The 25,312-nt window shown below is 55.4% G+C and carries 20 protein-coding genes; 9 read left to right on the top strand and 11 right to left on the bottom strand.

Features of this window, described 5'->3' with window-relative positions:
• Positions 1–5: 5 nt before the first annotated feature.
• The 3 genes from LBF07_RS15085 to LBF07_RS15075 all read right to left on the bottom strand — a co-directional run bounded on the left by LBF07_RS15085 (position 6) and on the right by LBF07_RS15075 (position 2,244).
• Positions 6–446, bottom strand: a complete 441-nt coding sequence (locus LBF07_RS15085) for a PTS sugar transporter subunit IIA (RefSeq protein WP_094934542.1) — start codon at positions 444–446, stop codon at positions 6–8.
• A gap of 104 nt (positions 447–550) precedes the next feature.
• A complete protein-coding gene (locus LBF07_RS15080; protein WP_094934540.1) occupies positions 551–1,321 on the bottom strand; it encodes an ABC transporter permease in 771 nt (256 codons plus the stop codon).
• Positions 1,318–2,244, bottom strand: a complete 927-nt coding sequence (locus LBF07_RS15075; RefSeq protein WP_032660633.1) for an ABC transporter ATP-binding protein — start codon at positions 2,242–2,244, stop codon at positions 1,318–1,320. The genes LBF07_RS15080 and LBF07_RS15075 overlap by 4 nt, the downstream gene beginning before the upstream one ends.
• 107 nt (positions 2,245–2,351) lie before the next feature.
• Here LBF07_RS15075 and can point away from each other — a divergent pair, with 107 nt between their 5' ends.
• On the top strand, positions 2,352–3,014 hold the full coding sequence (can, locus tag LBF07_RS15070) for a carbonate dehydratase (RefSeq protein WP_008501947.1): 663 nt from the start codon (positions 2,352–2,354) through the stop codon (positions 3,012–3,014).
• 61 nt (positions 3,015–3,075) lie between these two features.
• On the opposite strand, the gene hpt is transcribed toward can, so the two are convergent.
• Positions 3,076–3,612, bottom strand: coding sequence for a hypoxanthine phosphoribosyltransferase (gene hpt, locus LBF07_RS15065; protein WP_008501948.1), 537 nt, complete (start codon positions 3,610–3,612; stop codon positions 3,076–3,078).
• A gap of 208 nt (positions 3,613–3,820) precedes the next feature.
• Here hpt and LBF07_RS15060 point away from each other — a divergent pair, with 208 nt between their 5' ends.
• Positions 3,821–6,211 (top strand): glucose/quinate/shikimate family membrane-bound PQQ-dependent dehydrogenase, encoded by a 2,391-nt coding sequence (locus LBF07_RS15060; RefSeq protein WP_087823369.1) that lies wholly within the window; start codon positions 3,821–3,823, stop codon positions 6,209–6,211.
• Between the two features lie 105 nt (positions 6,212–6,316).
• Here the strand turns inward: LBF07_RS15060 and cueO are convergent, their stop codons facing one another.
• Complete coding sequence (cueO, locus tag LBF07_RS15055) at positions 6,317–7,885, bottom strand: multicopper oxidase CueO (RefSeq protein WP_094934539.1); 1,569 nt, start codon at positions 7,883–7,885, stop codon at positions 6,317–6,319.
• A gap of 145 nt (positions 7,886–8,030) precedes the next feature.
• On the opposite strand from cueO, the gene LBF07_RS15050 reads away from it, so the two are divergent.
• The 3 genes from LBF07_RS15050 to speD all read left to right on the top strand — a co-directional run bounded on the left by LBF07_RS15050 (position 8,031) and on the right by speD (position 10,159).
• Positions 8,031–8,378 (top strand): YacC family pilotin-like protein, encoded by a 348-nt coding sequence (locus LBF07_RS15050; RefSeq protein ID WP_014882582.1) that lies wholly within the window; start codon positions 8,031–8,033, stop codon positions 8,376–8,378.
• 116 nt (positions 8,379–8,494) lie between these two features.
• Complete coding sequence (gene speE / locus LBF07_RS15045; protein ID WP_094934537.1) at positions 8,495–9,364, top strand: polyamine aminopropyltransferase; 870 nt, start codon at positions 8,495–8,497, stop codon at positions 9,362–9,364.
• Positions 9,365–10,159 carry an adenosylmethionine decarboxylase gene (gene speD, locus LBF07_RS15040; RefSeq protein ID WP_032649781.1) on the top strand — a complete coding sequence of 265 codons (795 nt, stop codon included), beginning with the start codon at positions 9,365–9,367 and terminating at the stop codon, positions 10,157–10,159. It abuts the gene before it with no gap.
• Positions 10,160–10,190: 31 nt separating this feature from the next.
• Here the strand turns inward: speD and yacL are convergent, their stop codons facing one another.
• The gene (yacL, locus tag LBF07_RS15035; protein WP_023310423.1) at positions 10,191–10,553 is read right to left on the bottom strand and encodes a protein YacL; all 363 of its coding nucleotides are present in this window, start codon (positions 10,551–10,553) and stop codon (positions 10,191–10,193) included.
• Between the two features lie 190 nt (positions 10,554–10,743).
• Positions 10,744–13,341 (bottom strand): bifunctional aconitate hydratase 2/2-methylisocitrate dehydratase, encoded by a 2,598-nt coding sequence (gene acnB / locus LBF07_RS15030; RefSeq protein WP_033144650.1) that lies wholly within the window; start codon positions 13,339–13,341, stop codon positions 10,744–10,746.
• 398 nt (positions 13,342–13,739) lie between these two features.
• Here acnB and LBF07_RS15025 point away from each other — a divergent pair, with 398 nt between their 5' ends.
• Together LBF07_RS15025 and LBF07_RS15020 are read left to right on the top strand one after the other, a co-directional pair.
• Positions 13,740–15,296 (top strand): DUF3300 domain-containing protein, encoded by a 1,557-nt coding sequence (locus LBF07_RS15025; protein ID WP_094934536.1) that lies wholly within the window; start codon positions 13,740–13,742, stop codon positions 15,294–15,296.
• Between the two features lie 10 nt (positions 15,297–15,306).
• Entirely contained in the window at positions 15,307–16,098 is a 792-nt protein-coding gene (locus LBF07_RS15020) for a DUF2950 family protein (protein ID WP_094934559.1), read from the top strand.
• A 53-nt stretch (positions 16,099–16,151) separates the two neighbouring features.
• Here the strand turns inward: LBF07_RS15020 and lpdA are convergent, their stop codons facing one another.
• From lpdA to pdhR, 4 genes are all read right to left on the bottom strand, one after another.
• Complete coding sequence (lpdA, locus tag LBF07_RS15015; protein WP_003856313.1) at positions 16,152–17,576, bottom strand: dihydrolipoyl dehydrogenase; 1,425 nt, start codon at positions 17,574–17,576, stop codon at positions 16,152–16,154.
• Between the two features lie 175 nt (positions 17,577–17,751).
• Positions 17,752–19,647, bottom strand: coding sequence for a pyruvate dehydrogenase complex dihydrolipoyllysine-residue acetyltransferase (gene aceF, locus LBF07_RS15010; protein WP_094934534.1), 1,896 nt, complete (start codon positions 19,645–19,647; stop codon positions 17,752–17,754).
• Positions 19,648–19,661: 14 nt separating this feature from the next.
• Positions 19,662–22,325, bottom strand: coding sequence for a pyruvate dehydrogenase (acetyl-transferring), homodimeric type (aceE, locus tag LBF07_RS15005; protein ID WP_023310418.1), 2,664 nt, complete (start codon positions 22,323–22,325; stop codon positions 19,662–19,664).
• A gap of 244 nt (positions 22,326–22,569) precedes the next feature.
• Entirely contained in the window at positions 22,570–23,334 is a 765-nt protein-coding gene (gene pdhR, locus LBF07_RS15000; RefSeq protein WP_008501960.1) for a pyruvate dehydrogenase complex transcriptional repressor PdhR, read from the bottom strand.
• Positions 23,335–23,597: 263 nt separating this feature from the next.
• Between pdhR and LBF07_RS14995 the strand changes: the two genes are divergently transcribed.
• Complete coding sequence (locus LBF07_RS14995; protein ID WP_080934400.1) at positions 23,598–23,825, top strand: hypothetical protein; 228 nt, start codon at positions 23,598–23,600, stop codon at positions 23,823–23,825.
• Between the two features lie 46 nt (positions 23,826–23,871).
• The gene (gene aroP / locus LBF07_RS14990; RefSeq protein ID WP_045355157.1) at positions 23,872–25,242 is read left to right on the top strand and encodes an aromatic amino acid transporter AroP; all 1,371 of its coding nucleotides are present in this window, start codon (positions 23,872–23,874) and stop codon (positions 25,240–25,242) included.
• Positions 25,243–25,312 lie beyond the last annotated feature (70 nt).

The following is a 25,312-nucleotide window of genomic DNA, read 5'->3' as shown; positions in this document are numbered from 1 at the left end:
CACGTTTAATTCTTATACAAATCGTGGAGCAGGACGAAGGGAGGATTTTTTTGCTGCTGATGCCACAAGCTGCTGACGCCCGGAACGCCCTGCGCCACGATGGCCTGGCGAAACTCTGCGCTGCTTAAAGATCCACGCTGCGGATACATTAACGCCAGCAGGGAGAGGTTAATACCCGAGATCACTTCACAGCACGCGTGCTTATGGCTCAGCAACGCGGCTGCGCGATAAGGCGCCGCGCCCGATTTATCGGTAAGAAAAATAACGCCATCCCCGGTGTCCGTGTCATGCAGGGCATCGCACATCATGCGGCTCAGCATGTTGGTGCTCAACCCGCGCCAGTAGTTTACCGCTCGGCATTGCACCAGCGGGCCAAATCTTGCTTCAAGCTTATCCAGCATTTCCTGCGCCTGTTCATCGTGGCAGGTGATAACCCATCCCAGCATAACTCCCTCCTTAGCAGGCAAGTAGTTTAGCGGAGTGAAGGTTAGCTTACGGTGATAACTGTCAAAGAAAGTGCCCGGCAAACAGAACGTCGCCGGGCAAAAGATTAGCTGCGCAGCCCGCGTCCGCGCTGGATCAGCGACCAGCAGAGCAGGTAGAAGGCGATGATAAACACCACCAGCACCGCCACCGTGGTAAACAGCGGCACATCGGTGATACCGAGGAAGCCAAAGCGGAACCCGCTGATCATGTAGACAATCGGGTTCAGGTGCGACAGCGCCTGCCAGAACGATGGCAGCAGCGTCAGGGAGTAGAACACCCCACCGAGATAGGTCAGCGGCGTCAGTACGAAGGTCGGGATCAGGCTGATGTCGTCAAACGTTTTGGCGAACACGGCGTTCAGCAGACCGGCCAGCGAGAACAGGATCGCCGTCAGGAGCAGCGTCAGCGCGACAAACAGCCACGAGTGGACCTGGAACGGCACGAAGAACAGCGAAATCGCCGTGACCAGGATCCCCACGCACAGCCCGCGCGCCACGCCGCCGCCGACATAGCCCGCGATAATGACGTGCGTCGGCACCGGTGCGACCAGCAGCTCTTCAATATTGCGCTGGAACTTTGCGCTAAAAAACGACGACGCCACGTTGGCGTAGGCGTTAGTGATCACCGCCATCATGATCAGGCCCGGCACGATAAACTGCATATAGGTAAAGCCGTGCATCTCACCAATCCGGGAGCCAATCAGGTTACCGAAGATGATGAAATAGAGCGTCATCGTGATGACTGGCGGCACCAGAGTTTGCACCCAGATACGCATAAAGCGGTTGATCTCTTTCGCCCAGATACTTTTCAGCGCGACCCAGTAAAGATGCGTCATGCCTTGTCTCCTTGTTTGTCATGTACCAGAGAGACAAACAGCTCTTCCAGTCGGTTCGCTTTGTTACGCATACTTAAGACCTGAATCCCCTGCGCGCTCAGCTGCGAGAACACGCTGTTAATCCCCTGCTCGCGCAGCACTTCCACTTCCAGCGTCGAGGTATCCACCAGACGATAGTTGTAGCCTTCAAGTTTTGGCAGCGCGCTTTTCGCCGCCAGATCGAGAATGAAGGTTTCGGATTTCAGCTTGGAGAGCAGATTCTTCATCGAGGTGTTCTCCACCAGCTCGCCGTTCTGAATGATGCCGATATTGCGGCACAGCATTTCAGCCTCTTCAAGGTAGTGGGTGGTCAGAATAATGGTGGTGCCTTTGTCGTTGAGATCTTTCAGGAAGCCCCACATGGAGCGACGAAGTTCGATATCAACACCCGCTGTCGGTTCATCGAGGATCAGCAGCTTTGGCTCGTGCATCAGCGCACGGGCAATCATCAGGCGGCGCTTCATCCCGCCGGACAACATGCGCGCGCGTTCGTTACGCTTTTCCCACAGATCGAGCTGCTTAAGGTATTTTTCGCTACGCTCGAGGGCCTCTTTACGCTCAACGCCGTAATAGCCCGCCTGGTTAACGACAATTTGCTGCACCGTCTCGAACGGGTTGAAGTTGAACTCCTGCGGAACCAGCCCCAGCTGGCGCTTGGCGTTCACCACGTCTTTTTGCAGGTCGTACCCAAAGACGCTCACCCGGCCGGACGTTTTATTGACCAGCGAGCTGATAATCCCAATGGTGGTCGATTTCCCGGCCCCGTTCGGCCCCAGAAGCGCGTAAAAATCGCCGGCCTCTACTTTCAGATCTATTCCGCGTAGCGCCTGAACGCCACCCGGATAGGTTTTTTTAAGCTGCTCAAGCTCCAGTGCAATTGCCATGAAATTAACTTACCTTCAGTTCTTACACACGTTGTGTGGTTTCATTAAAAGTCGGGTTACCCTATAGTAGCGCAACGCAATAACTCGGTTACAGGTCGCTAACCTCCATGAACAACATAGATACACTCATCAGCAACAATGCACTATGGTCAAAAATGCTGGTGGAGGAAGACCCCGGATTTTTTGGAAAACTCGCGCAGGCTCAGAACCCACGCTTTCTCTGGATTGGATGTTCCGACAGCCGCGTACCGGCGGAGCGCCTGACCGGCCTTGAACCCGGCGAACTGTTTGTTCACCGCAATGTCGCCAATCTCGTGATTCACACCGATCTCAACTGTCTTTCTGTTGTTCAGTATGCCGTGGACGTTCTGCAAGTCGAGCACATCATCATTTGCGGCCATTATGGCTGCGGCGGCGTGCAGGCGGCGGTTGAAAACACGGAACTGGGGCTCATTGATAACTGGCTACTGCACATCCGCGATATCTGGTTCAAACATAGCTCACTGCTGGGCGAAATGCCGCAGGAGCGTCGCATGGATACCCTTTGCGAACTCAACGTGATGGAGCAGGTGTATAACCTGGGCCACTCAACGATCATGCAATCAGCGTGGAAACGCGGGCAGAAGGTCTCTATCCACGGCTGGGCGTACGGGATTCACGATGGCCTGCTGCGCAATCTGGAAGTGACCGCCACCAACCGCGAAACGCTGGAGCAGCGTTACCGTTCGGGGATTGCTAACCTTCAGCTTAAGCATGTAAATCATAAATAAAGCCGGGGATTTTCTCCCTCTCCCTGTGGGAGAGGGCCGGGGTGAAGGCATCAGCCCTCGATTACTCGTCCAGCAGTACCACTTTCCCCACATACGGCAGATGACGATAGCGCTGCGCGTAGTCAATGCCGTAACCGACGACGAATTCGTCCGGAATCGAGAAGCCTACGAACTCTACCGGCACCTGCACTTCACGACGGTCGGGTTTATCCAGCAGCGTACAAATCGCCAGAGATTTTGGCTCGCGCAGGCTCAGGATCTCGCGCACTTTTGACAGCGTGTTGCCGGAGTCGATGATGTCCTCAACGATCAACACATCTTTGCCACGAATATCTTCATCCAGATCTTTCAGGATTTTCACATCACGGGTAGTGGACATGCCGCTGCCGTAGCTGGAGGCGGTCATAAAATCGACCTCATGGGGCACATGCACCTCACGGCACAGGTCTGCCATGAACATGAAAGAGCCGCGCAACAGACCGACCAGCACCATTTCGCTGCCGCTGTCCTTGTAATGTTCGGTGATTTGACGACCCAGTTCGGCGATACGCGCTTTGATCTCGGCTTCCGGGATCATCACTTCAACAGTATGTTTCATATTACTAACCAAATGATTTTAGTGAAAATCTCTCAATACGGATGAGTTAATATCCAGCACTGATACGCAAGCCAGCCATTATATCAGCAAATGGATAAGCCTGGCGTATGAGTTATAAAAAGCAAATATTGTGATTCCGATCACACTTGTTAATACCTATAATTAGTTGCTAGCAAATTATTAACAAAAACTGACGAGTACACTTTCTATGGCTGAAACAAACTCTAAACAGCCGCGTCTACTGGTGACATTAACAGCCGCATTCGCAGCCTTTTGCGCGCTGTATCTGTTAATCGGTGGCGTCTGGCTGGTCGCTTTAGGCGGCTCCTGGTACTACCCGATTGCGGGTCTGGTTATGATTGGCGTAACCGTTCTGCTGTTGCGTAGAAAACAATCTGCACTGTGGCTGTATGCCGCCCTCCTCCTTGCCACCATGATCTGGGGCGTCTGGGAAGTCGGTTTTGACTTCTGGGCACTGACGCCGCGCAGCGACATCCTGGTCTTCTTTGGTATCTGGCTGATCCTGCCGTTCGTCTGGCGTCGCCTGATTGTGCCTTCCAGCGGTGCTGTGGCGGGCCTGGTTGTTGCCCTGCTGATTACCGGCGGCATTCTGACCTGGGCTGGCTTTAATGACCCGCAGGAGATCAACGGTACGCTGAACGCAGAATCCACGCCTGCTGCGGCTATCTCGCAGGTCGCTGACGGCGACTGGCCAGCGTATGGCCGTAACCAGGAAGGTCAACGTTACTCCCCGCTGAAGCAGATCAACGCGGACAACGTCAAAAACCTGAAGGAAGCCTGGGTATTCCGTACCGGCGACCTGAAGATGCCGAACGATCCGGGTGAACTGACCAACGAAGTCACGCCGATTAAAGTCGGCAATATGCTCTACCTGTGTACGGCGCACCAGCGTCTGTTCGCGCTCGACGCGGCCACCGGTAAAGAGAAATGGCACTTCGATCCGCAGCTGAACTCCAACCCGTCCTTCCAGCACGTCACCTGCCGCGGCGTCTCTTACCACGAAGCGCGCGCCGATAATGCGAGCCCGGAAGTCATTGCTGACTGTCCTCGCCGCATCATGCTGCCGGTGAACGATGGCCGTCTGTTCGCCATCAATGCCGAAACGGGCAAGCTGTGTGAAACCTTTGCCAACAAAGGTATCCTGAACCTGCAGACCAACATGCCGGACACCACGCCGGGTCTGTATGAGCCAACCTCACCGCCAATCATCACCGATAAAACTATCGTGATTGCCGGTTCGGTAACGGATAACTTCTCCACGCGTGAAACCTCCGGCGTAATCCGTGGTTTCGACGTGAACACCGGTAAACTGCTGTGGGCCTTCGACCCGGGCGCGAAAGATCCCAACGCGATCCCGTCGGACGAGCACACCTTTACCTTTAACTCGCCAAACTCCTGGGCACCCGCGGCGTATGACGCGAAGCTGGACCTGGTCTATCTGCCAATGGGTGTGACCACGCCAGATATCTGGGGCGGTAACCGCACGCCGGAGCAGGAGCGTTATGCGAGCGCTATCGTGGCGCTGAACGCGACCACCGGCAAGCTGGCATGGAGCTACCAGACCGTTCACCACGATCTGTGGGATATGGATATGCCGTCCCAGCCGACGCTGGCGGACATTACCGTTGATGGCAAAACCGTTCCGGTGATTTACGCGCCGGCCAAGACGGGCAACATCTTCGTGCTGGATCGCAGCAACGGTAAGCTGGTTGTGCCAGCACCGGAAAAACCGGTTCCGCAGGGCGCGGCGAAAGGCGATTACGTCAGCAAAACCCAGCCGTTCTCTGACCTGAGCTTCCGTCCGAAGAAAGACCTCAGCGGTGCGGACATGTGGGGCGCCACCATGTTTGACCAGCTGGTGTGCCGCGTGATGTTCCACCAGCTGCGCTATGAAGGCATCTTCACGCCGCCTTCTGAGCAGGGCACGCTGGTCTTCCCGGGTAACCTGGGGATGTTCGAGTGGGGCGGGATCTCCGTTGACCCTAACCGTCAGGTGGCGATTGCCAACCCGATGGCGCTGCCGTTCGTTTCCCGCTTGATCCCACGCGGTCCGGGCAACCCAATGGAGCAGCCGAAAGACGCGAAAGGCAGCGGTACCGAAGCCGGCATTCAGCCGCAGTACGGCGTGCCGTTTGGCGTAACGCTGAACCCGTTCCTGTCGCCGTTTGGTCTGCCGTGTAAACAGCCTGCATGGGGTTATATCTCCGGTCTGGATCTGAAGACTAACCAGATCGTATGGAAAAAACGTATTGGTACGCCACAGGACAGCATGCCGTTCCCGATGCCTGTTCCGGTGCCGTTCAATATGGGTATGCCAATGCTGGGTGGCCCAATCTCCACCGCCGGTAACGTGCTGTTCATCGCGGCAACCGCAGATAACTACCTGCGCGCGTACAACATGACCAACGGTGAAAAACTGTGGCAGGGCCGTCTGCCGGCGGGTGGACAGGCCACGCCGATGACCTATGAAGTGAATGGCAAGCAGTACGTTGTCATCTCAGCGGGTGGTCACGGTTCGTTTGGCACGAAGATGGGCGACTATATCGTCGCGTATGCGTTGCCTGACGAAGGCAAATAAAAGCAAAACGGCAACTTCGGTTGCCGTTTTTGTGTTTGTTCCCTCTCCCTGTGAGAGAGGGTCAGGGTGAGGGCATCAGGCCGCACCTGCGACCACCGGGCTTTTTTATACCGTGAACCCCAGCATCATCCCCGTATCTTCATGCTCGAGCAGGTGGCAGTGCGCCATATAGGCAAACTCCTTCGGCGCCTCGTGGTCAAACTTCACCAGCACCTCGCTGACGCCGCCCTCCACTCTCACCGTATCTTTCCAGCCCGCGCGATGCGCATCCGGCGCTTTGCCGTTCTCTGTGAGAATGCGGAACTGGGTGCCGTGGATATGGAACGGGTGCAGCATCATGTCCCCTTCGCCTGAAATCACCCAGCGCTCAAGCTGACCCTTTGTCGCAGCAAACATCGGCGTGTTCATGTCGAACGCTTTGCCGTTGATCATGTTGGCGTTGTGGAAATCAAAGCCATGGTCGCCGTGATTCATATTCCCCATGCCGCCCATTTTGCCGTGGTCCATATTCATGTGGCCCATCATCTGGCCGTGCTGCATCCCCGCCATCGCCTTATCGCCATATTTCGCCATCAGCGCCTGCATGCCCATCATATCGAGCATCGGGTTCATTGAGAGCTGCAGCTTGCGCTGCGTAAGCCCCTCCAGCGACGGGAGGGCTGGCAGGGTGGTTAACGTATCAGGCAGCGTGCCGGATGCGGCCACCAGCAATGGCTGAATACGCAGCACCGGATGCGGCTTATCAAACGGTGCGACCGCCATCCCCATCTGGCTCACCGGCAGGGTTACGAGGTCAAACGGCTTGCCGTCGCTGATATCCACCAGCACCTCAAAGCGTTCGCCCATGAGCATCGGCAGCTCGCTCACCTTCACCGGCTCCGGCAGCAGGCCGCCGTCGCTGGCTACCACATACAGCGGGCGTTTATCGCTGGCGGCGAAATTCAGCGAGCGCGCGTTACAGCCGTTGAGCAGGCGCAGGCGCAGCCAGCCTTTCGGCGCGGCATGCTGAGGGTAAATGGCGCCGTTGGTCAGCAACGTGTCGCCAAACCAGCCTACCGCCGCGCTCATCACGTCCAGCTGATAGTCAATTTGCCCGTCAGCGTTGAATTTCTTGTCCTGCACAATCACCGGTACATCGTCAATGCCCCACTGTTTCGGCAGGCGCAGCAGGCGGCTTTCGTCGTCTTCAATCAGCACCAGCCCCGCCAGCCCCATCGCCACCTGATGGCCCGTTTTGCCATGTTGATGCGGATGGAACCAGCAGGTCGCCGCGCGCTGATCGGGCGTAAAGGTGACGCTGCGCGTACCGCCCGCTTTGATGATGCCCTGCGGCCCGCCGTCCACTTCGCCCGGCACTTCAAGCCCGTGCCAGTGCAGCGTCGTCTCTTCGACGAGCGTGTTGTGGATATCCACCGTCACCGCTTTCCCTTTACGTAGCTGAAGCGCCGGACCGAGCAAATTGCCGTTATAGCCCCACGTCGTGGCGTTGTGCTCGCCGAACGTCGTTTTACCGGCCTGAACCACAAGCTGGATACGGCTGCGGGCGTCAGCGGTCAGTAAGTCAGGAATGGGTAAGGCAGGCCTGTCGGTCGCTAAAACCGCGCGGCTCCAGAGAGGTAATGCGCTGGCAGCCCCCAGCACAGCGGAATATTTTAAAAAATCACGACGTTGCATGTTCATTTCCTTATTTCCAGCAGGCGATCTTTTGAGCATAAACCCTCCCCTTACCGGAAGGTCAAGTAAAGCGGCAATAATAAAGATCGTCGCACCGGCATCAAGTATGCTAACGTTAATTTTCCGTGAAGAAGTGGTAGAAGCAATGAAGACGTTTTTCAGGACAATTTTGTTCGGAAGCCTGATGGCAATGTGTGCGAACAGCTATGCGCTAAGTGAAAATGAAGCGGAAGATATGGCCGATTTAACGGCGGTTTTTGTATTCCTGAAAAATGATTGTGGCTACCAGAATTTACCCAACGGGCAGATTCGCCGCGCGCTGGTCTTTTTTGCCCAGCAAAACCAGTGGGATCTCAGCAACTACGACAGCTTCGACATGAAGGCGCTCGGCGAAGACAGCTACCGTGACTTGAGCGGTATTGGTATTCCCACTGCCAAAAAATGCAAAGCGCTGGCTCGCGACTCACTCAGCCTGCTCGCCTACGTCAAATAACCTTCCCGACGCCCCCCTGTTGAACCTATAGCCGTGCAACCACGGTTATAGTTAGCTATCATGTTTCGCTCATTTTTTGTGAGCGTAACGGATGTTAACAAAGGAGGAGTCCGCGTATGGCCGACCACACGTTGTGGCATGAAACACTGCATGACCAGTTTGGTCAGTACTTTGCCGTTGATAACGTGCTCTATCATGAGAAAACCGATCACCAGGATCTCATCATCTTCGAAAACGCCGCCTTTGGCCGCGTGATGGCGCTGGACGGCGTCGTGCAAACGACCGAGCGCGACGAGTTTATCTATCACGAAATGATGACCCACGTTCCGCTGCTGGCGCACGGACACGCGAAGCATGTCCTGATTATCGGCGGCGGCGACGGCGCAATGCTGCGTGAAGTGTCCCGTCATCGTTCCATTGAAACCATCACCATGGTGGAAATCGACGCGGGCGTCGTCTCTTTCTGCCGCCAGTATCTGCCCAACCACAATGCCGGTAGCTATGACGATCCGCGCTTTAGCCTGGTGATTGACGACGGCGTTAACTTTGTTAACCAGACCTCGCAGACCTTTGACGTCATTATCTCCGACTGCACCGACCCAATCGGCCCCGGCGCGTCGCTGTTTACCTCTTCCTTCTACGAAGGCTGCAAGCGCTGCCTGAACCCGGGCGGGATTTTTGTCGCCCAAAATGGCGTCTGCTTCCTGCAGCAGGATGAAGCGCTCGACAGCCATCGTAAGCTCAGCACCTATTTCGATGACGTCAGCTTCTATCAGGCCGCTATTCCGACGTACTACGGCGGGATCATGACCTTTGCCTGGGCGACCGATAACGACGTATTACGCCATCTCTCCACCGAAATTATTCAGGCCCGCTTCCATCAGGATGGTCTTCAGTGCCGATACTACAATCCGGCTATCCATACCGCAGCGTTTGCTCTGCCGCAGTACCTGCAAGACGCATTATCCACTAAGGGGGTGAGCTAATTGAAAAAGCTTAAACTGCATGGCTTTAACAACCTGACGAAAAGCCTGAGTTTTTGTATTTACGATATCTGCTATGCCAAAACAGCGGAAGAACGCGATGGTTACATCGCCTATATCGACGAACTCTACAACGCCAACCGTCTGACCGAGATCCTGTCAGAAACCTGTTCCATTATTGGCGCAAACATCCTGAACATCGCCCGACAGGATTATGAACCTCAGGGCGCCAGCGTGACTATTCTGGTCAGCGAAGAGCCGGTCGATCCGAAGCTTATCGACAAAACTGAACATCCGGGCCCGCTGCCGGAAGTGGTCGTGGCCCACCTGGATAAAAGCCATATCTGCGTGCACACCTACCCGGAGAGTCACCCGGAAGGCGGGCTGTGCACGTTCCGCGCCGATATTGAAGTGTCGACCTGCGGCGTGATTTCACCGCTGAACGCGCTGAACTATTTAATCCACCAGCTGGAATCGGACATCGTCACCATTGATTATCGCGTGCGTGGTTTTACCCGCGATATCAACGGCATGAAGCATTTCATCGACCACGAGATTAACTCCATCCAGAACTTTATGTCCGAGGACATGAAATCGCTGTACGACATGATGGACGTGAACGTGTATCAGGAAAATATCTTCCATACCAAGATGTTACTTAAGGAATTCGACCTTAAGCACTATATGTTCCACACGAAGCCGGAAGATTTGAGCGAAGAAGAGCGTAAGGCGATTACTGACCTGCTCTGGAAAGAGATGCGCGAGATTTACTACGGCCGCAATATTCCGGCCGTGTAAGAGCAAGCCGGAGCAGGGATGCTCCGGGCTGTTATTTCTGTTTCATAAAGTCGCGGTAGGCATTTACCACCTGAAGGAAATCCTCTACGCCGCACATCGACAGGCTTTCTTCGTCATAGTAGCTCATCCCCTCTTCCATCTCGTCACCTGAAAACTCGAGCTGGTTGGCACGCACCATGACCTCTTCACCGTCCATCCACAGCGTATATTCATGCCCGGCGCGCTGCCAGGATCGTTCACTGCCTTTCACCGTATTTGCCGCCTGTTCAACCTCATCAAGAAGTGCGAGATTTTCTTTCACCTCTTCGTTAAACCAGTGTCCAACGGCTTCGTGGCCCATCGACATACGCACTTTCACCACTCCGGTGATGTCGCGCAGAAATTCGTAATCCATAGTGTTTTCCTCTGCAAAGCCATTAAGGTAATTATCGCAGCAGCGAGGAAGAAAAAAAGCGGGAGAGGTGGGAGGAATGAAAATAAAAAGGTGAGAGCAAGACCCTGCGGCCTGATGCCCTCACCCCGTCCCTCTCCCACGGGAGAGGGTGCAAACACTAAAAACCGTCTCATGGAGACGGTTTTGCTGTTTATACCGCCGTCTGGAAGATAACCCCGTCGGCCTTCTCGGTGTACTGAGAAAGCTGGTCGAAGTTCAGATAGCGATAGGTATCCACCGCGGTCTTATCCACCTGAGCCACAAAGGTCTGGTACTCTTCCGGCGTTGGCAGTTTGCCAATCAGCGCCGCAACCGCCGCCAGCTCCGCAGAGGCCAGGAAGACGTTCGCACCGGTACCTAAACGGTTCGGGAAGTTACGGGTAGAGGTGGAAACCACCGTCGCACCGTCGGCTACACGCGCCTGGTTGCCCATACACAGGGAACAGCCAGGGATTTCGATACGCGCACCGCTCTTACCAAACACGCTGTAGTAGCCCTCTTCGGTCAGCTGTGCCGCGTCCATACGGGTTGGCGGCGCCACCCACAGACGGGTTGGCAGCTGGCCTTTGTGGGTATCCAGCAGCTTACCGGCAGCACGGAAGTGACCGATGTTGGTCATACAGGATCCGATGAACACTTCGTCGATCTTCTCGCCCTGAACCTCAGACAGCGGACGCGCGTCGTCCGGATCGTTCGGCGCACACAGGATTGGCTCTTTGATATCCGCCAGATCGATGTCGATCACCGCCGCGTACTCTGCGTCAGCATCGGCTTCCAGCAGCTGCGGATCGGCCAGCCATTTTTCCATGCCCTGGATACGACGCTCCAGCGTACGACGGTCGCCGTAGCCTTCTGCAATCATCCACTTCAGCAGCACGATGTTGGAGGTCAGATACTCGATAATCGGCTCTTTGTTCAGCTTGATGGTACAGCCAGCCGCAGAGCGCTCGGCGGAAGCATCGGTCAGCTCGAACGCCTGCTCCACTTTCAGATCCGGCAGACCTTCAATTTCCAGAATGCGGCCAGAGAAGATGTTTTTCTTCCCTTTCTTCTCAACGGTCAGCAGACCCTGTTTAATCGCATACAGCGGGATCGCGTGAACCAGGTCGCGCAGGGTAATACCCGGCTGCATTTTACCTTTGAAGCGCACCAGCACCGATTCCGGCATATCCAGCGGCATCACGCCGGTCGCAGCAGCAAACGCCACCAGACCGGAGCCCGCCGGGAAGGAGATACCGATTGGGAAACGGGTATGGGAGTCACCGCCGGTACCCACGGTATCCGGCAGCAGCATGCGGTTCAGCCAGGAGTGGATGACGCCGTCACCCGGACGCAGGGAAACGCCGCCGCGGTTCATGATGAAGTCTGGCAGCGTGTGGTGCGTGGTCACGTCAACCGGCTTCGGATAGGCCGCCGTGTGGCAGAAGGACTGCATCACCAGATCAGAAGAGAAGCCCAGGCACGCCAGGTCTTTCAGTTCGTCACGGGTCATTGGGCCAGTGGTGTCCTGAGAGCCCACGGAGGTCATCTTAGGCTCGCAGTACGCGCCAGGACGAATACCGGCTACGCCGCACGCGCGGCCCACCATTTTCTGCGCCAGCGAATAACCGCGGTTGCTTTCAGCAACGTCTTTCGCCTGACGGAACACGTCTGAGTGCGGCAGACCCAGCGCTTCACGCGCTTTGGTGGTCAGGCCACGGCCGATGATCAGCGGGATACGGCCACCGGCGCGCACTTCGTCGATCAGCACGTCGGTTTTCAGCTCGAAGCTTGCCAGCAGCTCGTTGGTCTCGTGGTTGCGCACTTCGCCTTTGTACGGGTAAACGTCAATCACGTCACCCATGTTCAGGTTAGAAACGTCCACTTCGATCGGCAGTGCGCCCGCATCTTCCATGGTATTGAAGAAGATTGGCGCAATTTTGCCGCCGAGGCACAGGCCGCCGCCGCGCTTGTTCGGCACGTGCGGAATGTCGTCGCCCATGAACCACAGCACGGAGTTGGTTGCGGACTTACGGGAAGAACCGGTACCCACAACGTCACCCACATAGGCCAGCGGGAACCCTTTTTTCTGCAGGGCTTCGATCTGTTTGATCGGGCCGACGCTGCCCGGCTGATCCGGCTCAATACCTTCACGGGCGTTTTTCAGCATCGCCAGGGCGTGCAGAGGGATATCCGGGCGAGACCACGCGTCCGGTGCCGGAGAGAGGTCATCGGTGTTGGTTTCACCGGTCACTTTAAAGACGGTAACGGTGATTTTTTCAGCCAGCGCTGGGCGGTTCAGGAACCATTCGGCATCAGCCCAGGACTGCATCACCTGCTTCGCATAGACGTTCCCTGCTTTGGCTTTTTCTTCCACATCGTAGAAGTTATCGAACATCAGCAGCGTGGACGAGAGCGCTTTAGCGGCAATCGGTGCCAGCTTGTCGTTATCCAGCGCGTCAATCAGCGGATGAATGTTGTAACCACCCTGCATGGTGCCGAGCAGTTCAATGGCTTTTTCAGGAGTAACCAGTGGGGAGGTGGCTTCGCCTTTGGCGATAGCAGCAAGGAATCCGGCTTTTACGTAGGCAGCTTCATCTACGCCAGGCGGTACGCGGTTGATCAGCAGATCTAACAGGAATTCTTCTTCGCCCTTAGGCGGGTTCTTCAGCAGCTCGACGAGCGCGGCCATTTGGGTTGCATCTAAAGGTTTGGGTACAATTCCCTCGGCGGCACGTTCTGCTACGTGCTTACGGTATTCTTCTAGCACGACGGTTCTCCTCGCTCTCATTGTCATATGCGGCGGGCGTTCTCTTCACGCTCCTGTGAGACAGCAGTTTGTAGGGTAAATGCCCGATACCGCGTCGGGCAGCATAGCAGGATTTCTGCACAGTGTTAATCCGTTTACAAAAAAGCAACATTAAAAAATTTGCTGAATCGTTAAGCATGGTGTAGCGGGGATTCAGGGCATCTTTTTGCGATATCTTCTGCACCGTGACGCTTCAGTTTTTTCTTCATCAGATATAATTGTGTAATAAATACTCACACTCTTTATCCGGACGTCCCGGACGCTTCCCAATAAAAGTCAAAACAGTAAAAGACGGGTGAATAATACTCACGCCAACCGTAACGCCTCACGGCACAGCGCTTGTCTCGTTGGAGTCATTTATGAAGTTGCCCTTTAAGCCACATCTGCTCGTCCTTGTGTGCAGTGCCGGGCTGTTTGCCGCCTCGGGCGTCATGTTTGTCAAAGGCCGCGCCACGGAGCCCGCAGCGCAGGCTCCCGTCGCACAACAACCGGCTGCACCAGCGCCTGCCGCAGCCCAGCCCGCCCCTGTTGTCGCGCCAGCCTACACTGCCACGCAAATCGATCAATGGGTTGCTCCCATCGCGCTCTACCCGGATGCCCTGCTGTCGCAAATTTTAATGGCGTCGACCTATCCGGCCAACGTGATCCAGGCGGCGCAGTGGTCCAAAGACAACCCTAAAATGGAAGGGGATGCCGCGATTCAGGCCGTTGCCAGCCAGCCCTGGGATCCCAGCGTAAAATCGCTGGTCGCGTTTCCTCAGCTTATGTCCCTGATGGGTGAAAACCCGCCGTGGGTACAAAATCTGGGTGATGCGTTTCTCGCGCAGCCGAAGGATGTGATGGATTCCGTTCAGCGCCTGCGCGCGCTGGCGCAGAAGACCGGCGCTTTACAATCCACGCCTCAGCAGACGGTCACCACCGTGACAAAACCGGCGTCAGCGAAAACCAGCACCGCCGAGGCAACGACAACCACGACGTCCGCGCCCGCCCCAACGGTAATCAAAATTGAATCTGCCGATCCGCAGGTTGTTTACGTCCCGACCTATAACCCCAATACGGTTTACGGGACCTGGCCAAACGCCGCCTATCCGCCCACCTATCTTCCGCCTACACCCGGGGAGCAGTTTGGCAACAGCTTCGTAAACGGTTTAGGCTTCAGCCTGGGCGTCGCCACAACCTATGCCATCTTCAGCAACATCGACTGGGATGATGACGATGACTGGGATCATCACCATGGCGACTGGGATAATCACGGCGGCTATAACCGCAACGGCGATAACAATATCAATATCAACGTTGAGAACTTCAATAAAATCAGCGGACAGCGCCTGACGGACGCCAACCGCACCTGGCAGCACAACCCGGCCTATCGGGAAGGCGTGCCCTATCCGACTAACCAGCTCAACACTCGCTTCCACTCCACCAACACGGCGACAGGGCTCAGCTCAACGCAGCAAAAACCGGTTAACCGCGATAGCCAGCGTCAGGCCGCGCTAAGCCAGATGGAGAAATCCACGGGCAAAACCTTCCCCCAAACGGCGCGCACCGGAACGAAAGACGTGCAGCGTCAGGCCTCAGGTGAACAGCTGAAGCAGATTTCGCAGCGCAATAACTACCGTGGCTACGACACTAAACCGCAGACGGCGAAGCGGAGCACCGCGCAGCAGCGAGAAAATCGCCAGACCACCGCGCAGAGACAAGAGAAGCGGGCTTCGCAGCCCGCGCAGCAACGCACTCTGCAGCAGCGAAGCAGCCAGCCCCGGGCCAATGCGCTGAGCGGTAACGACAGCCGCTCGGCGAACTGGCAGGCGCAGCAGCAGCGCGGTGCGCAAAGCAGACAGCTCGCTGCGCGCCAGCAGCAGCCACGTCAGGCGTCTGGTGGACGTGCTGAACGCCGTGAAATTCGACATCGCTAAGGGAACCGACATGAAACGTAAACTACTCAGCGGAATGGTGTTATTTATGCTTTCGGCCTCGGTGATGGCGCAGCAGTCTTTTAGCACACCCGCTCAGGCAACCGATGCGCTGACCAAAGCCATCCATGAGCAAAACGAGAGCGCGATGACCAACCTGCTTGGAGAGAACTGGCGCGATTTTCTGCCGCCTGAGGGCGTTGATCCGGATGCTGTCGATCGCTTCCTGCGCGACTGGAACGTCCGTCATACCACGGTTGTCGAAGGAGATACGGCGCATCTGGTCGTCGGAGACAGCGGCTGGCAGCTTCCCATCCCGGTGATCAAAACCTCTGCAGGCTGGCAGTTCGACATCAAAGAAGGGGCAGAAGAGATCCTGACCCGTGAAATCGGGCGTAATGAGCTCGCCGCCATTGAAGCCTTACATGCCTATGTTGATGCGCAGCAAAGCTATTTTGCGATGAACCAGAAATACGCGCAGAAGATTGTCAGCTCGAAAGGCAAAAAAGACGGTTTGTACTGGCCTGCCTCGCCCGGCGAAGCGCCCAGCCCGCTCGGCCCGGCATTTAGCCCAAAAGAGCCAGGTACCGGCTATCACGGCTATCGCTTCCGCATCCTGCCGGACAATCACGGTTTCGCGATGGTGGCCTGGCCGGTCAGCTATGGTCAGACGGGCGTCATGAGCTTTGTGATAAACCAGGACGACAAGGTGTACCAGTCCGATCTCGGCAGCGATTCAGAGCAGAAAGCCCGGGCGCTAGCCGCCTATAGCCCTGATAAAACCTGGCAGCCTGTGGCCCCCTGAACGCAGCGCATAAAAAAAGCGGCCATTGGCCGCTTTTTTTCATCTGAAGAAACTTATTTCTTCTTCGCTTTCGCGTTTGGCAGGTCGGTGATGCTGCCTTCAAACACTTCTGCCGCCAGGCCAACGGACTCGTGCAGAGTCGGGTGAGCGTGGATGGTCAGCGCGATGTCTTCAGCGTCACAGCCCATTTCGATAGCCAGACCGATTTCACCCAGCAGCTCGCCGCCGTTGGTACCGACAATCGCACCACCGATGACGCGGTGAGTCTCTTTGTCGAAGATCAGTTTGGTCATACCGTCAGCGCAGTCGGAAGCGATAGCACGGCCAGAAGCAGCCCATGGGAAGGTGGCGGTTTCGTAGCTGATGCCTTTCTCTTTCGCTTCTTTCTCAGTCAGACCCACCCATGCCACTTCTGGCTCGGTGTACGCGATAGATGGAATGACTTTCGGATCGAAGTAGTGCTTCATGCCGGCGATAACTTCAGCGGCAACGTGACCTTCGTGAACACCTTTGTGCGCCAGCATTGGCTGACCGACGATATCGCCGATAGCAAAGATGTGCGGCACGTTAGTGCGCAGCTGTTTGTCAACGCGGATAAAGCCACGGTCATCCACTTCCACGCCAGCTTTGCCCGCGTCGAGGTTTTTACCGTTCGGCACACGGCCGATAGCCACCAGCACGGCGTCGTAACGCTGTGGTTCGGATGGGGCTTTTTTGCCTTCCATGGAAACGTAAATACCGTCTTCTTTCGCTTCAACGGCAGTCACTTTGGTTTCCAGCATCAGGTTGAATTTCTTGCTGATGCGTTTGGTGAAGACTTTAACGATGTCTTTGTCGGCAGCCGGGATAACCTGGTCGAACATTTCAACCACGTCGATCTCTGAACCCAGAGCATGGTACACGGTACCCATTTCCAGACCGATGATACCGCCGCCCATGACCAGCAGACGCTTAGGAACGGTTTTCAGCTCCAACGCATCGGTGGAATCCCACACGCGTGGATCTTCATGCGGAATGAATGGCAGTTCGATTGGGCGAGAGCCTGCCGCGATGATCGCGTTGTCGAAGTTGATCACGGTTTTGCCGTTTTCGCCTTCCACTTCCAGGGTGTTCGCACCGGTGAATTTACCCAGACCGTTTACCACTTTCACTTTACGGCCTTTGGCCATACCCGCCAGACCGCCGGTCAGCTGAGTGATAACTTTCTCTTTCCAGGTACGAATTTTGTCGATATCGGTTTTCGGCTCGCCGAAGACGATACCGTGTTCAGCCAGCGCTTTGGCTTCTTCGATAACTTTCGCTACGTGCAGCAGCGCTTTAGAAGGGATACAGCCGACGTTCAGACAAACACCGCCGAGGGTGCTGTAACGTTCTACGATGACGGTTTCCAGACCTAAATCCGCTGCACGGAATGCTGCGGAGTAACCTGCCGGGCCTGCCCCAAGTACTACGACCTGAGTTTTGATTTCTGTGCTCATCATGACCTCTTAATTTATACCCGTCGTCCACCGGGTCGTTCTATCCGCCCGCAGTTTACAAAATTGTTAACAATTTTGAAACAACAAACGGCTCACGAATTGTCGCTTTCGCCAATAACCTCACAAACACCATGAGATTATCAGAAAAAAGCCGGCCGACTGGCCGGCTTTTCGATTACATCACCAGGCGGCGAATGTCGCTCAGCATGTTGTTGATGATGGTGATGAAGCGCGCACCATCAGCACCGTCGATCACGCGGTGGTCGAAGGACAGAGAGATTGGCATCATCAGACGCGGCACGAACTCTTTGCCATTCCACACCGGCTCCATCGCGGACTTGGACACACCGAGGATAGCCACTTCCGGCGCGTTAACGATCGGCGCGAAGTGGGTGGTACCCAGGCCGCCGATGCTGGAGATAGTGAAGCAGCCGCCCTGCATTTCGCCGGCAGTCAGCTTACCATCACGCGCTTTCTTGGAGATCACGGTCAGTTCACGGGACAGCTCAGTGATGCTCTTCTTGTTCACGTCTTTGAAGACCGGAACAACCAGACCATTTGGCGTATCAACCGCAACACCGATGTTGATGTATTTCTTCAGCGTCAGCTTCTGGCCGTCTTCGGACAGGGAGCTGTTGAAGCGTGGCATCTGCTCAAGGGCAGCGGCAACGGCTTTCATGATGAAGACCACTGGGGTGAATTTCACGTCCAGTTTGCGCTTCTCAGCTTCAGCGTTCTGCTGTTTACGGAACGCTTCCAGATCGGTGATATCGGTTTTGTCGAAGTGCGTAACGTGCGGGATCATCACCCAGTTACGGCTCAGGTTAGCACCAGAGATTTTCTGGATGCGGCCCAGCTCCACTTCTTCGATTTCGCCGAACTTGCTGAAGTCCACTTTCGGCCATGGCAGCATGCCCGGGATACCGCCACCGGCGGCTGCAGCTGGTGCAGCTTCGGCGCGTTTCACCGCGTCTTTCACGTAGGTCTGAACGTCTTCGCGCAGGATACGACCCTTACGGCCGGTCCCTTTCACTTTCGCCAGGTTCACACCGAACTCGCGCGCCAGGCGACGAATCAGCGGGGTAGCGTGGACGTAAGCGTCGTTTTCAGCGAACTCAGATTTACCTTCTGCTTTAGCAGCAGGGGCAGCGGCTGGTTTAGCAGCCTGCGCCGGTGCAGCCGCTGCTGGAGCAGCCGCGGCAGCCGGAGCTGCGGCAGGCGCAGCGCCTTCCACTTCGAAGACCATGATCAGAGAGCCGGTAGACACTTTGTCGCCGGTGCTGATCTTAATCTCTTTAACGGTACCCGCGAACGGCGCTGGCACTTCCATAGAAGCTTTGTCGCCTTCAACGGTGATCAGTGACTGTTCAGCGGCAACTTTGTCGCCCACTTTCACCATCACTTCGGTCACTTCAACTTCGTCACCGCCGATGTCCGGTACGTTAACATCTTTCGCGCCGCCAGCAGCTGCTGGTGCAGCAGCCGGAGCCGGAGCAGCGGCCTGCGCAGGCGCTGCAGCAGGTGCAGCACCCGCCACTTCGAAGACCATGATCAGGGAGCCGGTAGACACTTTGTCGCCGGTGTTGATCTTGATCTCTTTAACGGTACCCGCGAACGGAGCCGGCACTTCCATAGAGGCTTTGTCGCCTTCTACGGTGATCAGTGACTGCTCAGCCGCAACGGTGTCGCCCACTTTCACCAGGATTTCAGTGACTTCAACTTCGTCACCGCCGATGTCAGGCACGTTCACTTCTTTCGCGCTCGCGGCAGCTGCTGGAGCAGCGGCGGCCGGAGCGGCTTTCTTCTCTTCCTGCGCAGGTGCAGCAGCTGCTGCACCGTCGGCGGAATCGAAAATCATGATCAGTTTGCCGGTCTCGGTTTTATCGCCAACAGAGACTTTGATCTCTTTAACGATGCCAGCCTGAGGAGACGGGACTTCCATAGAGGCTTTGTCGCCTTCTACGGTGATCAGCGACTGTTCAGCTTCAACTTTGTCGCCTACTTTGACCAGGATCTCGGTGATTTCAACTTCATCAGCCCCGATGTCCGGTACATTGATTTCGATAGCCATTATTCTTTTACCTCTTACGCCAGACGCGGGTTAACTTTTTCTGCATCGATGTTGAATTTGGTGATTGCGTCCGCAACCACTTTCTTATCGATTTCGCCACGTTTAGCCAGTTCGCCCAGTGCTGCTACAACCACGTAAGAAGCATCAACTTCGAAGTGGTGACGCAGGTTTTCGCGGCTGTCAGAACGACCGAAGCCGTCAGTACCCAGAACGCGATAATCATCAGCTGGAACGTAAGTACGAACCTGCTCAGCGAACAGTTTCATATAGTCAGTCGACGCCACCGCTGGCGCGTCGTTCATCACCTGAGCGATGTACGGAACGCGTGGAGTTTCCAGTGGGTGCAGCATGTTCCAGCGCTCACAATCCTGGCCATCACGCGCCAGTTCAGTGAAGGAGGTCACAGAGTACACGTCGGAACCCACGCCGTAGTCTTTCGCCAGGATCTGCGCTGCTTCACGTACGTGACGCAGGATAGAGCCGGAGCCCAGCAGCTGAACTTTACCTTTGCTACCTTCGATGGTTTCGAGTTTGTAGATACCTTTACGGATACCTTCCTCGGCACCTGCTGGCATTGCCGGCATGTGGTAGTTTTCGTTCAGGGTGGTGATGTAGTAGTAAATGTTCTCTTGCGCTTCACCGTACATGCGCTGCAGACCGTCATGCATGATGACTGCCACTTCGTATGCGTAAGACGGATCGTAAGAGATACAGTTAGGGATAGTCAGAGACTGAATGTGGCTGTGGCCATCTTCGTGCTGCAGACCTTCACCGTTCAGAGTCGTACGACCGGAGGTACCGCCTACCAGGAAGCCGCGAGCCTGCTGGTCGCCTGCCTGCCAGCACAGGTCACCGATACGCTGGAACCCGAACATGGAGTAGTAGATGTAGAACGGGATCATCGGCAGGTTGTTGGTGCTGTAAGAAGTCGCAGCAGCCAGCCAGGATGCGCCTGCGCCCAGCTCGTTGATACCTTCCTGCAGGATCTGACCTTTCTCGTCTTCTTTGTAGTATGCAACCTGCTCACGGTCCTGCGGGGTGTACTGCTGGCCGTTCGGGCTGTAGATACCGATCTGACGGAACAGACCTTCCATACCGAAAGTACGCGCTTCGTCGGCGATGATTGGAACCAGACGATCTTTGATCGACTTGTTCTTCAGCATCACGTTCAGGGCACGAACGAAAGCGATAGTGGTAGAGATCTCTTTGTTCTGCTCTTCCAGCAGCTGAGAGAAGTCTTCCAGCGCTGGCAGTTCCAGCTTCTCGGTGAAGTTAGGCTGACGAGCTGGCAGGTAGCCTTTCAGCGCCTGACGACGTTCGTGCAGGTACTTGTGCTCTTCAGAACCTTCCGGGAAGGTGATGTAAGACAGGTTTTCTACCTGCTCATCGGTCACTGGAACGTTGAAACGGTCGCGGATATAACGCACGCCGTCCATGTTCATTTTCTTAACCTGGTGAGCGATGTTTTTACCTTCTGCGGTATCACCCATGCCGTAACCTTTGATGGTATGGGCCAGGATTACAGTCGCTTTACCTTTGGTTTCGCGCGCTTTTTTCAGTGCAGCGTAGACTTTCTTCGGATCGTGACCACCGCGGTTCAGAGCCCAGATCTGCTCATCAGTCCAGTCTGCAACCAGTGCTGCGGTTTCAGGGTATTTGCCGAAGAAGTGCTCACGCACGTAGGCACCGTCTTTGGATTTAAAGGTCTGGTAGTCACCGTCAACGGTTTCGTTCATCAGCTGGATCAGCTTACCGCTGGTGTCTTTACGCAGCAGCTCATCCCAACGACCGCCCCACATGACTTTGATCACGTTCCAGCCAGCACCAGCGAAGATGCCTTCCAGTTCGTTGATGATCTTGCCGTTACCGGTTACCGGACCATCCAGACGCTGCAGGTTACAGTTGATGATGAAGCACAGGTTGTCCAGCTTCTCACGGGTTGCGATGGTGATCGCACCTTTGGATTCTGGCTCATCCATTTCGCCGTCGCCCAGGAAGGCGTAAACGGTCTGCTCAGAGGTGTCTTTCAGACCACGGTGTTCCAGGTATTTCAGGAATTTAGCCTGATAGATCGCACCGATTGGGCCCAGACCCATAGATACGGTCGGGAACTGCCAGAATTCAGGCATCAGTTTAGGGTGCGGGTAAGAAGACAGACCTTTACCGTGTACTTCCTGACGGAAGTTGTTCATCTGCTCTTCAGTCAGACGACCTTCCAGGAATGCACGTGCATAGATGCCCGGAGAGATGTGGCCCTGGAAGTACACCAGATCGCCGCCGTCTTTCTCGTTCGCTGCACGGAAGAAGTGGTTGAAGCACACTTCGTAAACGGTTGCAGAAGACTGGAAGGACGCCATGTGGCCACCCAGTTCCAGGTCTTTCTTGGATGCGCGCAGAACGGTCATGATGGCGTTCCAGCGGATTGCAGAACGGATACGACGTTCCAGATCCAGATTGCCCGGGTATTCCGGTTCGTCTTCGACGGCAATCGTGTTTACGTAGTTGCTAGCCCCTGCACCTGAAGCAACCTTCACACCGCCTTTGCGGGCTTCAGAAAGCAGCTGATCAATCAGATACTGAGCGCGCTCAACACCTTCTTCACGGATGACCGATTCGATCGCCTGTAGCCAGTCGCGAGTTTCGATCGGATCCACGTCATTTTGGAGACGTTCTGACATGGGGGTATTCCTTATCTATCTAATACGTTGATTTGTCTGGAACCTGTCCCATTGTGCTCTTTGTTCTTAATATTTCGGGTTATCTCTTTGTTGGCTGCGCTTTCTCACCCCGGTCACATAGTTCGCTATGCTCCCGGGGATTCGCGCGCTTGCCGCCGCGATATAACCCGAACTATTTGAACAACCAAAAGCACAATAAGACAGGTTCTGCGTTTAGTTGCCGCGCTCTAAAAGTACCTGGCGCTTAATCCTTTCGTTGCTGTATGCGGCGTAATGAACGTTCGCGACGCGATTGTTCACGGCTGCGGTCCAGCAAGATTTCCTCAATGAAAGCCAGATGTCGGTGCGACGCTTCGCGCGCCTGCTCCGGTTCCCCGGCCATTATCGCCTCGAATACTCGGGTGCGATGGTTGCTTACCAGTGGGAGCATGTCCCGACGGGCATACAACAATTCAAAATTCTGACGAACGTTCTGGGCCAGCATCGGCTCCATGCAGCGTAGCAGATGGAGGAGCACCACGTTGTGGGCCGCTTCGGTGACGGCGATTTGATACTGGACGACGGCGCTGGACTCGGCGTCTAGATCGCCGGACTGCTGTGCCCGTTCAATGGCCTGATGCAGTTCGCGGATACGCACGCGATCTTCATCAGTGCTGCGAAGGGCGGCGTAATAGGCCGCAATACCTTCAAGCGCGTGACGGGTCTCAAGCAGGTCAAACTGGGATTCTGGGTGGTCAGAGAGAAGTTCTACCAGCGGATCGCTGAAGCTCTGCCACAGGCTGTTTTGCACAAAGGTTCCGCCGCCCTGGCGACGAAGCAGCAAGCCCTTTGCTTCGAGACGTTGAATCGCCTCACGCAGAGAGGGACGTGAAACGTCGAACTGTTTTGCCAGCTCGCGTTCTGGCGGAAGTTTCTCACCCGGGCGCAGAGTCCCTTCGAGGATTAAAAACTCCAGCTGCTGCTCAATCACATCAGATAGTTTTGGTTGGCGAATTTTGCTGTAGGCCATATTCCCTGTCTTACGCCTTTTTGCCCGGAGTCAATTGGTCTTACCAATTTCTATTTCGTATCGCTAAAGTAACAAAGTATTCACCTTCTGTCCATATTGGTTTTGATTGAAATCAGTAAACCCTGCACATTTTAACAACCTTACAGAAATAACGTTTCAGAAATGTAACTTTGCACAAATGAGTTGATTACTCCTTAAGAGGGAGTTTTAACCATAATGAAACGAGGGTTTTTGCAATCTGAAGCGATTCAACAAGGCAAATAATGAAAATTCGCCCACTTACGGAGCATTTCTATTCTATAGGTTGGGTTAGGAAGAATGAGCGGGCCGATTTACAAATGCTTTCTTTTTATTCAAGTCGTCATCACCCCTTCATAAAGCAGGTGCATTCGCAGGCGCTTACCACTATTCTTGCGCTTACGGAAGTCATGTCCGCTTTTTTCGGTCTCGTTAACCGTAAAGAAATAAATACAGAATATGGATTTTCATAATTACACACGCACAGCGTGAACATAACAACCACACACGAGGTTTCAAATGGAAGCTCAACAGCACGGCGATCAGCTAAAGCGCGGGCTTAAAAACCGCCATATACAGCTCATCGCACTGGGCGGTGCGATTGGTACCGGCCTGTTTCTGGGCAGCGCATCCGTTATCCAGTCAGCCGGTCCCGGCATTATTTTGGGTTACGCGATTGCCGGCTTTATTGCCTTTCTGATTATGCGCCAGCTGGGTGAAATGGTCGTTGAAGAGCCGGTCGCAGGCTCCTTCAGCCACTTTGCCTATAAATACTGGGGCAGCTTTGCCGGTTTCGCCTCGGGCTGGAACTACTGGGTGCTGTACGTTCTGGTTGCCATGGCCGAACTGACCGCCGTCGGGAAATACATTCAGTTCTGGTATCCCGAAATCCCAACCTGGGCTTCTGCTGCGGCCTTCTTCGTCATTATCAACGCCATTAACCTGACCAACGTTAAAGTGTTCGGGGAGATGGAGTTCTGGTTTGCCATCATCAAGGTCATTGCCGTGGTGGCGATGATTATCTTCGGCGGCTGGCTGCTGTTCAGCGGCAACGGCGGCCCTCAGGCCACGGTGCGCAACCTCTGGGAACAGGGTGGATTCCTGCCTCACGGCATGACCGGCCTGGTGATGATGATGGCGATCATTATGTTCTCCTTTGGCGGCCTGGAACTGGTGGGCATCACCGCTGCTGAAGCCGACAACCCTGAGCAGAGCATCCCGAAAGCCACTAACCAGGTTATCTACCGCATTCTGATCTTCTATGTGGGCTCATTGGCCGTGCTGCTCTCCCTGCTGCCGTGGACGCGTGTCACCGCCGACACTAGCCCGTTTGTGCTGATCTTCCACGAGCTGGGCGACACCTTTGTCGCCAACGCCCTGAACATCGTTGTACTCACCGCCGCGCTCTCCGTATACAACAGCTGCGTATACTGCAACAGCCGCATGCTGTTCGGCCTGGCCCAGCAGGGTAACGCGCCAAAAGCGCTGCTCAACGTCGATAAGCGCGGCGTGCCGGTAAACACGATTCTTGTTTCGGCGGTCGTAACCGCGCTGTGCGTGCTCATTAACTATATGGCACCGGAATCGGCGTTTGGCCTGCTGATGGCGCTGGTGGTCTCTGCCCTGGTCATCAACTGGGCGATGATCAGCCTGGCGCACATGAAGTTCCGCCGCGCAAAACAGCAGCAGGGCGTCACCACGCGCTTCCCTGCCCTGCTCTATCCGCTGGGTAACTGGATCTGCCTGCTGTTTATGGCAGCCGTGCTGGTGATTATGCTGATCACCCCGGGTATGGCGATTTCCGTCTACCTGATCCCGGTCTGGATTGCGATCCTTGGCGTGGGCTATCTCTTCAGTCAGAAAAGCCGTAATGCCATGAAGGCACACTAAGCCTCTCTTCGCGGCACCTGCTTTTGCGGGTGCCGCGCGTTGTTACCTCCTTCACACTTTCACGTCCACA

The organism is Enterobacter cloacae complex sp. ECL352 (genome assembly GCF_020149545.1).
Classification (GTDB): Bacteria; Pseudomonadota; Gammaproteobacteria; order Enterobacterales; family Enterobacteriaceae; genus Enterobacter; species Enterobacter asburiae_B.
The sequence above is the reverse complement of the archived record's forward strand: the minus strand, read 5'-3'. Positions and strand labels throughout refer to the sequence as shown.

Bases quoted from the DNA above. Each gene is read 5' to 3' on its own strand.
- LBF07_RS15020 (WP_094934559.1), top strand. From the start codon at position 15,307: ATGAAACGTAAACTACTCAGCGGAATGGTGTTATTTATGCTTTCGGCC.
- LBF07_RS15060 (WP_087823369.1), top strand. From the start codon at position 3,821: ATGGCTGAAACAAACTCTAAACAGCCGCGTCTACTGGTGACATTAACA.
- aroP (WP_045355157.1), top strand. From the start codon at position 23,872: ATGGAAGCTCAACAGCACGGCGATCAGCTAAAGCGCGGGCTTAAAAAC.
- LBF07_RS15050 (WP_014882582.1), top strand. From the start codon at position 8,031: ATGAAGACGTTTTTCAGGACAATTTTGTTCGGAAGCCTGATGGCAATG.
- can (WP_008501947.1), top strand. From the start codon at position 2,352: ATGAACAACATAGATACACTCATCAGCAACAATGCACTATGGTCAAAA.
- speE (WP_094934537.1), top strand. From the start codon at position 8,495: ATGGCCGACCACACGTTGTGGCATGAAACACTGCATGACCAGTTTGGT.
- aceF (WP_094934534.1), bottom strand. From the start codon at position 19,647: ATGGCTATCGAAATCAATGTACCGGACATCGGGGCTGATGAAGTTGAA.
- LBF07_RS15080 (WP_094934540.1), bottom strand. From the start codon at position 1,321: ATGACGCATCTTTACTGGGTCGCGCTGAAAAGTATCTGGGCGAAAGAG.
- aceE (WP_023310418.1), bottom strand. From the start codon at position 22,325: ATGTCAGAACGTCTCCAAAATGACGTGGATCCGATCGAAACTCGCGAC.
- yacL (WP_023310423.1), bottom strand. From the start codon at position 10,553: ATGGATTACGAATTTCTGCGCGACATCACCGGAGTGGTGAAAGTGCGT.
- pdhR (WP_008501960.1), bottom strand. From the start codon at position 23,334: ATGGCCTACAGCAAAATTCGCCAACCAAAACTATCTGATGTGATTGAG.
- hpt (WP_008501948.1), bottom strand. From the start codon at position 3,612: ATGAAACATACTGTTGAAGTGATGATCCCGGAAGCCGAGATCAAAGCG.
- LBF07_RS15085 (WP_094934542.1), bottom strand. From the start codon at position 446: ATGCTGGGATGGGTTATCACCTGCCACGATGAACAGGCGCAGGAAATG.
- LBF07_RS15025 (WP_094934536.1), top strand. From the start codon at position 13,740: ATGAAGTTGCCCTTTAAGCCACATCTGCTCGTCCTTGTGTGCAGTGCC.
- LBF07_RS14995 (WP_080934400.1), top strand. From the start codon at position 23,598: ATGAAAATTCGCCCACTTACGGAGCATTTCTATTCTATAGGTTGGGTT.
- lpdA (WP_003856313.1), bottom strand. From the start codon at position 17,576: ATGAGCACAGAAATCAAAACTCAGGTCGTAGTACTTGGGGCAGGCCCG.
- cueO (WP_094934539.1), bottom strand. From the start codon at position 7,885: ATGCAACGTCGTGATTTTTTAAAATATTCCGCTGTGCTGGGGGCTGCC.
- LBF07_RS15075 (WP_032660633.1), bottom strand. From the start codon at position 2,244: ATGGCAATTGCACTGGAGCTTGAGCAGCTTAAAAAAACCTATCCGGGT.